The organism is Streptomyces sp. NPDC052299 (assembly GCF_040679335.1).
Taxonomy (GTDB): Bacteria; Actinomycetota; Actinomycetes; order Streptomycetales; family Streptomycetaceae; genus Streptomyces.
Map to the genome: position 1 here is coordinate 299,532 of NZ_JBFAUP010000006.1, position 14,464 is coordinate 313,995.

10 protein-coding genes are annotated in these 14,464 nt (G+C 73.4%); 3 read left to right on the top strand and 7 right to left on the bottom strand.

Annotated features, from left to right (window positions below):
• Positions 1-2: 2 nt before the first annotated feature.
• The 7 genes from AB0L33_RS13220 to mce form a co-directional block, all read right to left on the bottom strand.
• A complete protein-coding gene (locus AB0L33_RS13220) occupies positions 3-866 on the bottom strand; it encodes an ABC transporter permease (protein WP_365680619.1) in 864 nt (287 codons plus the stop codon).
• Positions 863-2,050: an ABC transporter ATP-binding protein gene (locus AB0L33_RS13225; protein ID WP_365680621.1), complete on the bottom strand. Its 1,188-nt coding sequence runs from the start codon at positions 2,048-2,050 to the stop codon at positions 863-865. Before AB0L33_RS13225 ends, AB0L33_RS13220 begins: the two co-directional genes overlap by 4 nt.
• Positions 2,051-2,185: 135 nt before the next feature.
• Positions 2,186-2,965, bottom strand: coding sequence for an ABC transporter permease subunit (locus AB0L33_RS13230; protein WP_365680624.1), 780 nt, complete (start codon positions 2,963-2,965; stop codon positions 2,186-2,188).
• Positions 2,966-2,967: 2 nt separating this feature from the next.
• Positions 2,968-3,960: an ATP-binding cassette domain-containing protein gene (locus AB0L33_RS13235; protein ID WP_365680626.1), complete on the bottom strand. Its 993-nt coding sequence runs from the start codon at positions 3,958-3,960 to the stop codon at positions 2,968-2,970.
• A gap of 89 nt (positions 3,961-4,049) precedes the next feature.
• Positions 4,050-4,985, bottom strand: a complete 936-nt coding sequence (locus tag AB0L33_RS13240) for a cellulose-binding protein (protein WP_365680628.1) — start codon at positions 4,983-4,985, stop codon at positions 4,050-4,052.
• Between the two features lie 186 nt (positions 4,986-5,171).
• Positions 5,172-8,969, bottom strand: a complete 3,798-nt coding sequence (scy, locus tag AB0L33_RS13245; RefSeq protein ID WP_365680630.1) for a polarized growth protein Scy — start codon at positions 8,967-8,969, stop codon at positions 5,172-5,174.
• A gap of 132 nt (positions 8,970-9,101) precedes the next feature.
• Entirely contained in the window at positions 9,102-9,530 is a 429-nt protein-coding gene (mce, locus tag AB0L33_RS13250) for a methylmalonyl-CoA epimerase (RefSeq protein ID WP_365680632.1), read from the bottom strand.
• A 134-nt stretch (positions 9,531-9,664) separates the two neighbouring features.
• Here mce and AB0L33_RS13255 point away from each other — a divergent pair, with 134 nt between their 5' ends.
• The 3 genes from AB0L33_RS13255 to AB0L33_RS13265 all read left to right on the top strand — a co-directional run bounded on the left by AB0L33_RS13255 (position 9,665) and on the right by AB0L33_RS13265 (position 14,437).
• Positions 9,665-10,867: an acetyl-CoA C-acetyltransferase gene (locus AB0L33_RS13255; protein ID WP_365680634.1), complete on the top strand. Its 1,203-nt coding sequence runs from the start codon at positions 9,665-9,667 to the stop codon at positions 10,865-10,867.
• Positions 10,868-10,906: 39 nt separating this feature from the next.
• Complete coding sequence (gene meaB, locus AB0L33_RS13260) at positions 10,907-11,866, top strand: methylmalonyl Co-A mutase-associated GTPase MeaB (protein ID WP_365680636.1); 960 nt, start codon at positions 10,907-10,909, stop codon at positions 11,864-11,866.
• Between the two features lie 120 nt (positions 11,867-11,986).
• Positions 11,987-14,437 (top strand): PQQ-binding-like beta-propeller repeat protein, encoded by a 2,451-nt coding sequence (locus AB0L33_RS13265; RefSeq protein WP_365680638.1) that lies wholly within the window; start codon positions 11,987-11,989, stop codon positions 14,435-14,437.
• Positions 14,438-14,464: the final 27 nt, after the last annotated feature.

A 14,464-nucleotide genomic window follows, 5' to 3' on the forward strand; every position in this document is an offset into this window, starting at 1 on the left:
CCTCAGACGTCGCGCTGGTTCATCGAGATGTAGGCCCCGCCCATGGCGACCGCCGTCACGCCGATGATGATCCACAGCGGATCCCAGCCCGACGGGCCGGACGTCGTGACCGCACTGTCGTAGAAGACGCTCAGCTGGTTCGGGACCGAGTACTCCAGCAACGTGTCCCGAAGCCCCTCCAGCGAGCTCGCGAACATGAAGAGCGCCATCACGAGCGGGAGCAGCACCACGCCGATCATGATCGTGATCGCCCCGGCCGAGTGCCGGATCAGCGCGCCGACCGCGAGCGCCAGCAGCCCCAGCGTGGCCACGTAGAGCCCGACGCCGACCGTGGCGCGCAGCCACTCCTCGCCGCTCGGGGACCGCGCGTCCAGCATGGACGACTGGATCAGGGCGACCACCGACGTCATCACCGTGGTGAGGACGAAGGTGAGCAGGAAGAAGACGAGCGCCTTGGCGCCGAGCACCCGGCCCCGGCTCGGGCAGGCCGTCAGCGTCGTACGGATCATGCCGGTGCCGTACTCCGAGGCGATCGTCATCACGCCGAGCGTGATCACGCAGATCGTGCCGAGCAGCACCCCGAAGAAGCCGAGGCTGAGGACCGGGGTCCCGTTCATGCTGGAGTCGGACGCGGAAACCGCCACGGCCGTGAGCACCCCGATGACCAGCAGCAGCGCGGTCATGACCCCGAGCGTCCACATGGTCGAGCGGACGGACCGGATCTTGGTCCACTCCGAGGCGATCGCGTCCCCGAGCGTCGCGGGACGCAGCGGGATCGGCGAGGTGTAGAACCCTTGCTGCTGCTGGTACCCCTGCTGCGGCGCGGGCTGCTGGTACGGCGCCTGCGGCGTCGGCGGCGTGGTCATCGGGGGTCCTCGCTGGTCTCGCGCTTGGTCAGGTCTGCGGGGGCGGGGGCCTCGGCGGGCGCCGCCGGGGCGGGAGCGGTGGGGGCCGGAGGCACGGGCGCCTGGGCCGGTGCGCCGGCGGCGTACGGGTTCTGTCCGGGCGGCGGCGGGGCGAACCAGCCCTGCTGCGGCACGTCCGGCACGGGCTGCTGCGGCGGCGGCGCGTAGCCCGGCTGCTGCCCGTAGCCGGGATGCGGCGGCTGCTGCTGGAGGTGGGCCCGCTGGTCCGCCGTCGAGCGGTAGTCCACGGCGCCCTGCGTCATCCGCATGTACGCCTCCTCCAGCGACGCCTGGTGCGGCGAGAGCTCCCACAGCCGGACGTCCGACTCGTGGGCCAGGTCGCTGATGCGGGGGAGCGCCAGTCCGGTGACCCGCAGTGCGCCGTCCGGCTCCGACAGGACCCGGCCGCCCGCCTCGGTCAGCGTGGCGGTCAGCTTCTCGCGCTGCTCCGGGGTCTCGTCCGGGACGCGGACCCGGGCGAAGTCCGCCGAATTGGCCGAGATGAAGTCCTTGACGCTCATGTCGGCCATCAGTTGGCCGCGCCCGATCACGATCAGGTGGTCGGCGGTGAGGGCCATCTCGCTCATCAGGTGCGAGGAGACGAAGACCGTGCGGCCCTCGGACGCCAGCATCTTCATCAGATTGCGGACCCAGAGGATGCCCTCCGGGTCGAGGCCGTTGACCGGCTCGTCGAACAGCAGCACCTGCGGGTCGCCGAGGAGCGCCGCCGCGATGCCGAGGCGCTGCCCCATGCCCAGCGAGAAGCCCTTGGAGCGCTTGCGGGCCACGTCCTGGAGGCCCACGACGCCCAGCACCTCGTCCACCCGGGCCTCCGGGATGCCGGCCAGCTGGGCGAGCGAGAGCAGGTGGTTGCGGGCGCTGCGCCCGCCGTGCACGGCCTTCGCGTCGAGCAGGGCGCCCACCTGGCGGGGTGCGTTGGGCAGGCTCCGGAAGTCGTGGCCGCCGATGGTGACGCGGCCGGACGTCGGCCTGTCCAGGCCGAGGATCATGCGCATGGTGGTCGACTTGCCGGACCCGTTGGGACCGAGGAACCCGGTGACGGCCCCCGGCCGCACCTGGAAGGAAAGGTTGTACACGGCCGTCTTCGCGCCATAGCGCTTGGTCAGGCCGACTGCCTCGATCATGCTCCAGCCCCATCGACTTATCTGTCGTCGGGGCACACGCCGTCCGGCCGTACGCCCCCGTAAGAGTTAGGAGGATATCCGCGCCCTGACGGTTCCGGCCAAGTCGTTACGGGGGCGAGTCCCGCGCCGCCCCGCTCAGGCGTCGCGCTTCTTGAGCACGAGGAAACCGCCGAGCACCGCGGCTGCCACCCAGCCCACCATGATCAGCAGCCCGGCCCACGGCCCGTACGGCGCCGGATCGCTGTTCATCGCGTCCGGCACCACCTGCATGATCTTGGAGCCCGCCTGGTCCGGGAAGTACTGGGCGACCTTCTTGGCACCCGGCACCGCCGAGAGGATCTGCGAGACCAGGAAGAAGAACGGCATCAGGATGCCCAGCGACAGCATGGAGCTGCGCAGCATCGCCGCCACCCCCATGGAGAACAGCGCGATCAGCCCCATGTAGAGGCCGCCGCCGACGACCGCGCGCAGCACGTTGTCCGCGCCGATGTCCGTACCGTGGTCGCCCAGCAGCGCCTGGCCGAGGAAGAACGTGACGAAGCTGGTGAGCAGGCCCACCACCAGCGCGAGGGCCCCGGCCACCAGCATCTTGCTGAACAGGAAGGTCGCCCGCTGCGGCACGGCCGCCAGGGAGGTGCGGATCATGCCGGAGCTGTACTCCGTACCGACGACGAGCACCCCGAACACCACCATCGCCAGCTGGCCGAGGATCATCCCGGAGAAGCTGATGAACGTCGGGTCGAAGGTCAGCCGCTCCGCCTCGGAGAGATCGTCGAACTGGGCGTTCATCACGGCGCACAGGGCCGCGCCCATCGCCACGGTGACCAGGAACGCCGAGATCAGCGTCCAGGTGGTGGAGGAGACCGTGCGGATCTTGGTCCATTCGGAAGTGAGGACCGCGGGGACCGAAGCCATCGTCACGCCCCCTCTCCGCCGCCGGGCCGCCGGACCCAGCCCTCGCCCCACTGCGGGCCCCCGGGAGCCGGTGGCGCGCCGCCGCCCGGCTCCGAGTGCGCGTGGTATTCGACCGCGCCCGCCGTCATCTGCATGAACGCCTCCTCCAGCGACGCCCGCTGGGCGCTCAGCTCGTGCAGCGTGATGCCGTGCCGGGCGGCCAGCTCGCCCAGGTCCTCGGTGGTGGCACCGTCCACCTCCAGCGTGCCGCCGTCCGCCTCGACGGCGACGACGCCCTCCTGGTGCAGCACGTCCCGCAGCCGCTCCTGCTGCGGGGAGCGCAGCCGGACGTAGCTGCGCGAGTTCTCCTGGATGAAGTCGGCCATCGACGTGTCGGCGAGCAGCCTGCCCTGGCCGATCACGATCAGGTGATCGGCCGTCAGCGCCATCTCGCTCATCAGGTGCGAGGAGACGAAGATCGTCCGGCCCTGCGAGGCGAGCGTCTTCATCAGGTTCCGGATCCAGTGGATGCCCTCGGGGTCGAGACCGTTCACCGGCTCGTCGAACATCAGGATCCGGGGGTCGCCGAGCAGCGCCGAGGCGATGCCCAGGCGCTGGCCCATGCCGAGCGAGAAGCCCTTGGACTTCTTCCGCGCCACCGCCGTCAGGCCGACGGTCTCCAGCACCTCCGCCACCCGCTGTTCGGGAATGCGGTTGCTCTGCGCCAGACAGAGCAGATTGTTGTACGCGCTGCGCCCGCCGTGCATCGCCTTGGCGTCCAGGAGCGCCCCGATGTACTTCAGCGGTTCGGAGAGCTCGCGGTAGTGCTTGCCGTCGATCCGCACGGAGCCGCTGGTCGGGTTGTCGAGATCGAGCATCATCCGCATCGTGGTGGACTTGCCCGCCCCGTTGGGTCCCAGAAAACCCGTCACCATTCCCGGTTTGATCACGCACGACAACTGGTCGACGGCGACCTTGTTCCCGTACCTCTTCGTGAGGCCATCCAGCTCGATCATGCGTTCACGCTAGAACGGCCGCGTGCCCGGCGCCACCACAAAGGCGGTACCGGGCACGCGGGCGGGCCGTGCGGTGCTGCTTCCCGGGGTCAGCGGGTCTGCTGGGCCGGGACGCCGCGGGAGGCGGGCTCCTCGTCGGGGGTGCCGGCGGCGGCCACCGCGGCACCGGTCAGCGTGGCCAGCATCTCGCGGACGTTGGTCAGCTGCGCGTTGATCGAGTCGCGGCGGTTGGTGAGGGCCGCGAGCTCGCGCTCCGACTCGCTGCGGATGCGGTCGGCCTTCGCGTTGGCGTCCGCCACGATGTCCTCGGACTGGCGCTGCGCGGTCTCCACCGTCTGACGGGCCCGGCGCTCGGCGTCCGTGCGCAGCTTCTCGGCCTCCAGGCGAAGCTGCTCGGCGCGGTGCTCGATCTCGGCGAGGCGCTTCTCGGCCTTGGCCTGACGGGACGCGAGGTCGCGCTCCGACTGGTCGCGGCGCTTGGCCAGGTTGGTCTCGAAGTCCGCGGCGGCCTGGGCGGCCTTGGCGCGGGTCTCCTCGAAGAGGGCGTCGGCCTCCTCGCGCTTCTGCGCCGCGTCCTTCTGCGCGTCGGCGCGCAGCGCGGTGGCCTCACCCTTGGCCTTGTCGACGATGCGGACGCCGTCGTCCTCGGCCTTGGCCTTGCGCTCGGCGGCGAAGGTCTCGGCGTCGTTGCGCACCTGCTGCGCGGCGGACTCGGCGAGCTCACGGTGCTGCTCGGCGGCGCGACGGGCCTCCTCGCGCAGGTCCTTCGCCTCCTCCTCGGCCAGGCGGAGGATCTTCTCCACACGCGCGCCGAGACCCGCGTACGACGGCTCCGCGTCGTTCACCTGGGCCTGGGCGTTCTGCGTTTCGAGGTGCAGCTCCTCGATGCGCTTTTCCAGCGATGTGATGCGGGCGAGAGCACTATCACGGTCGGCGACGAGCTTGGTAATGCGGTCATCCACCTGACCGCGGTCGTAACCACGCCGCACGAGTTCGAAGCCGAAGGGGGAGGAAGGGTCACTCATGGGGTTCCTGTCGAAGTGAGACCGGTGAGGTGATAGAGGGAATCCTAGGGGCCGAAACGGCGTGTCATCGAGCAGATGCCAGTTTGATCTGCAGAATGACACCCCTTTTGAGTGGCGAACACGCCCTACCCCTTGCCACTCGGACGAATGACGGTCCACGCGGAACCACGGACGACGTCCGGACGGCTACCCGGCGGACTGCTTGCCACTCGATCGAGTGCCTGCCGTGGCCCCGGCCTTGACGCCGCCGGCCGGTGCGGAGCCCCCGCCCTTGCCGCCCGCCGCGGGGGTCTCGAAAGACTCCAACGCTTCCAGCACGTCCTGGACACGGGAGATCTCCGTGTTGATGTCCTCGCGCCGGCGCACCAGGACCTCCAGCTCGTGCCGGCCCTCGTCCACCATCCGCTTGGCCTCCGCCTCGGCGTCCGCCCGCAGCTTCTCGGCCTCGCGCACCAGGCTGGCCTTCTTCTGCTCGGCCTCCTTCAGCAGCGACTCGGCCCGCTTCACGGCGGCGATCCTGACCTTGCTCGCCTCCGAGTTGGCGTCCGCCAGCAGCTCCTTGGCCTTCGCCGCGGCCTCCTCGCGCTGTTCGGTGGCGGCCTTGATCAGCTTGTCGACACGCTCGCCGACCGTCTTGACCTGCTCGGCCGTCTCCCGGCGCGCCCGGTCGTGCAGCTCCTGGACCTCGGTCTCCGCCCGGGTCTTCAGCTCCTCGGCCCGCTCCCGGATCTGCGTCGCGTCCCGGCGCGCGCCGACCAGTAGCTCGTCCGCGTCCGTCCGGGCCCGCTCCACCAGCGAGTTCCCCTCGACCGTCGCCTCGGAGGTGATCCGCACGGCCTCCTTGCGCGCCGCGCCGACCATCACGTCCGCCTGCTCCTCGGCCTCCGTGGCGGCGCGCAGCGCCTCCTCCTGAGCCTTGGCGATGAGCTGGTCCGCCTGCTCCGCCGCGTCCGCCCGGCGCTTCGACGCCGCCTCGCGCGCCTCATCCAGGAGCCGGTCCGCCTCCTGGCGCGCCTCGGCCCGCATCTGCTCGGCCGCCGCCTCCGCGTCCGCCCGCAGCCGCTCCGACTCCTCCCGGGTGCGCGCCGCGTGCTCCTGCGCGGACCCCACCGTGGCCGAAGCCTCCGCGCGCATCCGCTCCGCGTCGCCCGCCGCCTCGTCCACGGTCCGGGCTGCCTGGCGCTCCGCGTCCGTGCGCAGCCGCTCCGCCTCGGCGGTCGCCTCCGACACCAGCAGGTCGGCCTGGGCCGCCGCCTCGGTCCGCATCCGGTTGGCGTCCTCGCGGGCCTCCGCCCGGCTGCGCGCCGCGTCCTGCTCGGCGGACGCCAGCGCGTCCGACGCCTCGGTGCGCATCCGCTGGCTGTACTCGGCGGTGTCCGCCCGCAGCCGCTCGGACTCCGCGATCGCGTCGGAGACCGTACGCTCCGCCATCGCCTTCGCGGCGTCCGTCTCCTCCCTGGCCACCTGGCGGATGCGCGCGGCGTCCTCGCCCGCCCGCTCCCGCTCGGCGTGCGCGTCGGCCCGCAGCCGGTCGGCCTCCTCCTGGGCCTCCGACTTCGTCCGCTCCGCGACGTGCTCCGCCGTCGAGCGCAGCCCGGCGATCTCCGCCTCGGCCTGCTCCTGGAGCCCGCTGACCGAGTCCCGCACCTGCTGGGCGGTCTGCTCGGCCGCCGCGACCAGCTCGGCCGCCCGGGTCTCCGCCTCGCCGGTCAGGCGCTGCGCCTCGGCCTGCGCCTCCTCGACCCGCTTGCGCGCCGAGGCCAGCAGCTCCTCGCTCTGCTCACGGGCGCGCTCGCGCTCCTGGTTCGCCTCCGAGCGGGCCGCGTCCAGCGTCTCCTCGGCGGCGCGCCGGCGCCGGTTCGCCTCCTCCTGGGCGGCGGCCAGCGCCTCGGCGGCCTCCGCGCCGACCCGCTCCGCGGCCGCCGCGGCCTCCGACCGCATCCGGTCGGCGCTCTCCTGCGCCTCGGTCCGCAGCCGCTCCGCCTCGGTGGCGGCCTCGGTGCGCAGCCGTACGGCGACGGCCTCGCCCTCCGCACGCGACTGCGAGGCGTCCGCCGCGGCCTCGTCGCGCAGCCGCAGGGCCTCGGCCTCCGCCTGCTCCTGGAGCGTCCGCAGCCGCTCGGCGGACTCCGCGCGCAGCCGCTCGGACTCCTCACCGGCCTCGCGCCGGATGCGCTCCGCCTCCGCACGCGCCTCGCCCAGCGCCTGCTCGGCCGCGGCGAGCCGGGTCCCGGCCTCGTCCTTGAGCCGGGTCAGCTCGTCGGCCGCCTCCGCCTGCCGGGCCGCGACGGCGAGCTCCGTCTCCTCGCGCAGCGCGGTCGCCGCCTCCTCGGCAGCGGTCCTCGCCGCCGCGGCCTGCTCCTCGGCCTCGGTGCGCAGCTGCTCGGCCTCGGCCCGGGCCCGGTCGAGCGCTTCCTCCGCCTGCTTGCGCAGCGCGGCGGCCCGCTCCGTCGCCTCGGTCCGTACCCGCTCGCCCTCGGCGGTCGCCGTACCGCGCAGCTCCTCCGCGTCGGCCTTGGCCTTCGCGAGCAGCTCCTCGGCGGTCTTCGCGCCCTCCTCGATCTGCTGAAGGGCCTCGCGGCGGGCCTCGCCCCGGATCCGCTCGCCCTCCGCGACCGCCTCGGCCCGCAGCTGCTCGGCCTCGCCGCGGAGCCGGCGCGCCTCCTCCTGGAGCTCGACCGTCTTGGCCCGGTACTCCTTGGTGTCGTCCTTGGCCGCGCCCTTGAGCTGGTCGGCCTGCTCGGCCGCCTCGCCGCGCAGCCGGTCCGCCTCGGCCTCGGCCTCGCGGCGGATGCGCTCGGCCTCCTCGCCCGCCGCCCTGGTGGCCGCCTTCGCGTCCTCGGACGCCTTGGTCAGGATCTCCTCGGCGGACCGGGCGGCCTTCGCGAGCTGGGCCGCCGCGTCCTCGGCGGCGGCGGTGCGCGCGGCCTCGGCCGCCTCCGCGCGCAGCCGCTCGGCCTCGGCACGGGCGTCCGCGAGCGCCTGCTCCGCCTCCGCCTTGAGGGTCTCGGACTCCTTGGTCGCCTCGCCGACCAGCCGGGCGATCTCGGACTTGGCGGTCCGGGTGCGCTGCTCGTTCTGCGACTCGGCCGACGCCAGCCGCTTGACCGCGGCCTCCTTGGCCTCGGCGAGGACCTTCTCGGCCTCCAGTCGTGCCTCGCGCAGCCGGGTCTCGGCCTCCTGCATGCGCTGCTCGGCGGCCCGGTTCAGCTCGGCGGTCTGCTGCCGCGCCTGCTCGGTCTCCGCGGTCGTCGTCTGCCGCAGCTGCTCCGCGTGGCTGGTGGCCTCCTGCGCCTGGCCGGCCGCGGCGCCGAGCATCCGCTCCGCGTCCTTGCGGGCCCGCATCAGGATCGCCTCCGCCTCGGCCCGGGCGGCCTCCGCCTCGGAACCGACGCGCTGACGGGTCTCCTCGGTCAGCCGGGCCGCCTCGGCCCGGGCGGCGGCGAGCGCCTGCTCGGCCTCGGCCCGGGACTCCTCCATCAGGCGGCGCGCCTGCGACTCCGTCCGGGCCCGCAGCTGCTCGGCCCAGGCGACGTTCTCGTTGACGTGGGACTCGACGGTCTGGCGGCGTTCCGCCAGCTCCTGGTCGAGCTGCTGGCGGCGCTGCACCGCCTCGTTGTGCAGCTCGGCCTGGAGGCGGGCCTGGTGCTCGGCATGCTCCTGGAGGATGCGCTGGGTCTGCGCGCGGGCGTCGCGCAGCTCGCGCTCGGCGTCGCTGCGCAGCTGCTCGGCCTGGACCTGGGCGTTCCGGAGCAGCTGCTCGGCCTGATAGCCGATGTCCGCGCTGTCGTAGGCGGGACGCATCGCCAGACTGCGCCGTGCCTCGTGCAGCTTGGCGCGCAAGACCTCGACCTGGTAGCCGAGGTCCTCGGCGTGCTGGACGGCCTTCTCCCGGTCGGTCCTGAGCCGGTCCATCTCGGCCTCGAACCGCGAGAGATGGTCGTCTTCAGCTCGGTGGCTCTCCTGGCGTTCGTAGCCCCGCACTGCGCGGTCCCATCCTTCCCCGAGCTCTCATCGTTCGGGGAATGGTGACAGATCAACGGCTGGGGACGCGGCGCGCCCCCGACCCGGCCCCGGCCCGGAAGAGCCCACTCTACCGGGCGGGTATGGCCGGGGTCAGTGCTCCTTCTTCGCCGTGACCAGTTCGGTGAGGACGCCGTGGCAGTCCTTGGGGTGGAGGAAGGTGATCCTGGAGCCCATCGAACCCGTCCTGGGCTCGTCGTACAGCACCCTGACCCCCTTCTCGCGGATGTCCGCCGCGTCCGCGTCGACGTCCGCCGTGCCGAAGGCGATGTGGTGCACGCCCTCCCCGTTCTTGGCCAGCCACTTCCCCACGGCGGAGTCGTCCCGGGTGGGCTCCAGGAGCTGGAGGTACGAGGCGCCGCCGTCGGACGTATCGTTGATCTTGAGCATGGCCTCGCGTACGCCCTGCTCCTCGTTGACCTCGGAGTGGAAGACCTCGAACCCGTAGGTCGAGCGGTAGAACTCGACGGTCTTGTCGAGGTCGAAACAGGCGATCCCGATGTGGTCGATTCGCGTCAGCATGGGGACAGTGCAGCGTGCTCCCGACGGTTACGCAAGGTGCGCGCGATCACACTCGCGGGCGGATGACGGGGCGGGTACCGCTCAGTACATTCAAGTAAACCCTCGTTCACATCTACTCCAAGGGGCTGTGCCTCATGTCAGGAACGACCGGTACCACCTCCGTGATCGTCGCGGGCGCGCGGACGCCCATGGGCCGGCTCCTCGGCTCCCTGAAGACCTTCTCCGGCGCCGACCTGGGCGGCATCGCCATCAAGGCGGCGCTGGACCGGGCCGGCATCGGCGGCGACCAGGTCGAGTACGTGATCATGGGCCAGGTGCTCCAGGCCGGCGCGGGCCAGATCCCCGCCCGCCAGGCGGCGGTCAAGGCCGGCATTCCGATGAACGTCCCCGCGCTCACCGTGAACAAGGTGTGCCTCTCCGGGCTCGACGCCATCGCCCTGGCCGACCAGCTCATCCGCGCCGGTGAGTTCGACATCGTCGTGGCCGGCGGGCAGGAGTCCATGACGAACGCCCCGCACCTGCTCCCCAAGTCCCGCGAGGGCCACAAGTACGGCGCGATCGAGATGCTCGACTCGATGGCGTACGACGGTCTGACCGACGCCTACGAGAACATCCCGATGGGGGAGTCCACCGAGAAGCACAACACCCGCCTCGGTCTCGACCGCGCCGCCCAGGACGAGATCGGCGCCCTCTCCCACCAGCGCGCCGCCGCCGCCCAGAAGAACGGTCTGTTCGAGGCCGAGATCACCCCGGTCGAGATCCCGCAGCGCAAGGGCGACCCGGTCCTCTTCGCCAAGGACGAGGGCATCCGCCCGGAGACCACCGTGGAGTCCCTGGGCAAGCTGCGCCCGGCCTTCGCCAAGGACGGCACGATCACCGCGGGCACCTCCTCGCAGATCTCCGACGGCGCCGCCGCGGTCGTCGTCATGAGCAAGGCCAAGGCCGAGGAGCTGGGCCTGGAGTGGATCGCCGAGATCGGCGCCCACGGCAATGTGGCGGGCCCGGACAACTCGCTCCAGTCGCAGCCGTCCAACGCCATCCGGCACGCCCTGAAGAAGGAGGGCATCGGCGTCGAGGATCTGGACCTCATCGAGATCAACGAGGCGTTCGCGGCCGTCGCCGTCCAGTCGATGAAGAACCTCGGCGTCACCCCGGACAAGGTCAACGTCAACGGCGGGGCGATCGCGCTCGGCCACCCCATCGGCATGTCCGGCGCCCGCGTGGTGCTGCACCTGGCCCTGGAGCTCAAGCGGCGCGGCGGCGGCACCGGTGCGGCGGCGCTGTGCGGCGGCGGCGGCCAGGGCGACGCGCTGATCCTGCGCGTGCCGGGCAAGTAGAGCGGTACGGGAACGAGCGGTGAGCGGAACGGAGCGGTGATGGTGGACGTCCCCACCCTGGTGGAGCAGGCCCGCGCGGGCGGACCCCGGGCGGTGGCCCGGCTCATCTCCCTGGTGGAGGGTGCCTCGCCGCAGCTGCGCGAGGTGATGGCGGCCCTCGCGCCGCTGGCGGGCAGCGCGTACGTGGTCGGCCTGACCGGTTCGCCGGGCGTCGGCAAGTCCACGTCGACGTCGGCGCTCGTCTCCGCGTACCGGAAGCAGGGCAAGCGGGTCGCGGTGCTCGCCGTCGACCCGTCCTCGCCGTTCTCCGGCGGGGCGCTGCTCGGCGACCGGGTCCGGATGTCGGACCACGCGTCCGACCCGGGCGTCTACATCCGCTCCATGGCGACCCGCGGCCACCTCGGCGGGCTCGCCTGGGCGGCCCCGCAGGCGATCCGGGTGCTGGACGCGTCGGGCTTCGACGTGATCCTGGTGGAGACCGTGGGCGTCGGCCAGTCCGAGGTGGAGATCGCCTCGCAGGCCGACACCTCGGTCGTCCTCCTCGCCCCCGGCATGGGCGACGGCATCCAGGCCGCGAAGGCGGGAATCCTGGAGATCGGCGACGTGTACGTGGTGAACAAGGCGGACCGGGACGGCGCGGACGCCACCGCCCGCGAGCTCAACCACATGCTGGGCCTCGGGGAGTCCCGGGGGCCCGGCGACTGGCGGCCGCCGATCGTGAAGACGGTCGCCGCCCGGGGCGAGGGCGTGGACGAGGTGGTCGAGGCCCTGGAGAAGCACCGGGCCTGGATGGAGGAGCGCGGTGTCCTCGGCGAACGCCGGGCGGCCCGCGCCGCCCGCGAGGTCGAGACGATCGCGGTCACCCGCCTCCGCGAACGCATCGGCTCCCTGCACGGCGACCGCCGCCTGGACGCCCTGGCCGAACGCATCGTGGCGGGCCGGCTCGACCCGTACGCGGCGGCGGACGAGCTGGTGGCGGGGCTGACGGGCGAGGGCTGACGGCCGGACCCTCCCGGACGCGGCGTGCGGGCCGCGTCCGGGAGGGGCGTACGCGCCTCAACTCCCGCGCCCCCGTGGCAGGATGGCCGCCGGTCATGCGCACGAGGGGGGAAGTGCCACATGCTCGGTCCGCTCAGGGACGACTCGCCCAGGACCATCGGCCCGTACACGATCCGGGCCCGGCTGGGCGCGGGCGGCATGGGGGAGGTGTTCCTCGGCGACCGGGGCGGTTCCACCGCGCCCGCCGCGGTCAAGACCGTCCGGCGCGACGTGGCGCAGGACCCCGGCTTCCGCGACCGCTTCCGCCGCGAGATCGCCGTCGCCCGGTCCGTCACCGGCGCCCACCTCGCCCCGCTGCTCGACGGGGACGCCGATGCCGACGTGCCCTGGCTGGCCACCGCGTACGTGGCCGGGCCGACGCTCTCCGCAGCCGTGCGCGGGGCGGGCGCGCTGGACGAGGCCGAGGTGCGCATGCTGGGCGCCGGGCTCGCCCGCGCGCTGGCGGCCGTGCACGCGGCGGGGATCGTGCACCGGGACGTGAAGCCGGGCAATGTGATGCTCGCCGCCGACGGGCCCCGCCTCATCGACTTCGGGATCGCCCGGGACACCGGTGCCACCCCGCTGACCACGACCAGCCGCATGGTCGGCAGCCCCGCCTTCATGTCCCCGGAGCACGTCGCGGGCAGCGGACGCGTCGTCCCGGCCTCCGACGTCTTCTGCCTGGCCTCCGTGCTCTGCTTCGCCGCCACCGGCCGCGACCCGTTCGGCGACGGGCCCGTGGCGGCCGTCCTGTACCGCGTCAAGTACGTCGAGGCCGACCTCGCGGACGTGCCGGACGGGCTGCGCGCGGTCCTGGCGGACTGCCTCACCCCCGACCCGGCCGCCCGCCCCACCGCCGCCGCCCTCGCCGAACGGCTCGCGCCCGGCGCCGCCTCCGGCTGGCCCGCCCCGGTCGGCGCGCAGATCGCGGAGTACGGACGGGAGCTGGCGCGCGTCACCGCGCTGGACGGCCCCCTGCTGCCCGGCTACACGCCCACCCGGGCCGAGCCCGGGACCCCGCCCGCCCCGCACCGGCCGCCCGTCGTGCCGCCCGTGCACCTCGCCCCCACCGAGGGCCCCGGACTCCCCGCGGCCCCGCGCCGCCGACGACGGGGTCTCATGGCCGCGCTGGTGGCCCTGGTCCTGCTGGGCGCGGCGACCGGCGGGTACCTGGGGTGGCGCGAACGCGGCGGCGGACCCGCCGAGGCGTCACCGGGCGGCGCGGCGACGGTGGTGGCGGGCGTGGGCGAGAAGGGCGGCCCGGACGCGTCGGGGACCGTCCCCTACGGCCGTGACGTACGCCCCGCCGGCTGGAAGAAGCCCTGGCGGGGTGCGTTCGCCGAGCCCCCGCTCGGCTGCTCGGCCGGCCGGGACGTGCTCGTGTGCCGGCTGGTCGGCGGCACGTACGAGGCGCTGTCGGCCGCCGACGGGCACCAGCTGTGGACGTTCGACTCGGGCCAGGAGATGTCCGGCCGCCAGGCGGGCTACGGGCCCAGCGGCGCGTTCTTCATGCCGGCCGGGGCCACCCTGCCCACGGTGTACGACGACACGGTCCTGCTCGCCGCCGGCGAACGCCTGCACGCGCTGGACGCCCGTACGGGAAAGGGGCGTTGGGAGACCAGGGCGGGCGCGGCCCTGGCCCTGGAGAGCGCCCCGCTGGTCGTCGGCGACCTCGTCTTCGCGGCCGCCTCGGCGTCCGAGGGGGCCGAACTCGCCGCGTACGACCGGAGGACGGGTACCGAGAAGTGGCGGAAGCGGCTGGCGGAGGAGGACATCGCCAACGCGCAGAAGGGCAACTTCTGGCCCGTCGCCACCGACGGCGAGGTGGTGTACGCGATCGGCCTGGAGGGGCCGCAGGCCTTCCGCCCCGCGGACGGCAAGCTGCTCGGCACGGCCGGGGGCGACGCCACGCAGAAGTCCACGAACTCGGGCTGCGCGGACCTGAGGGTGCGCGGCGCCTCCGCCTTCTGCACGACGTACGTCCCCAACGACGAGGGGGACTCCGGCTTCGGCGAGGACGTCGCCGTGCTCCGGTTCACGGCCGGCGACCTCAGGTCCGAGGGGCGGCTGAAGCTGGACGCCGGGCTGGTGTCCGGCGCGGCGCTGACCGCGGTGGACGACCGGGTGGTCGTGCTGAGCCGGGGCGACGAGTACGTGGAGAGCGTGCCCGACGAGATCGACGTGGTGAGCCGGGCGGACGGCCGCACCCTCGGCCGCTTCCCGCTGACGCTCCACCCCGAGGAGGGGACGAGCAACCCGGTCTCCGCCCCGCTGATCGTCGCCGACACCGTGGTCTGGGCGGACACCTCGGCGCTGTACACGGTGGCCGTGCGCCCCGACGGCACGCTCGGCCCCCTGAAGAGGACCGGGATCGCGGGCGCCCCCGGCCCGAGTGCCACGCCCGACTACGACCGGGCCCAGGGCATCGAACTGGGCAGGGAACTGCTCGCGCCCCGGGTGCTGCCCGTGGGCGGGGTGGTGCACATCGTGTACGACGACGGCACGGCGGTCTCCGTACGGCTGCCGGACTGAACCGTCCCCACCCCGAACGGAGGAGAG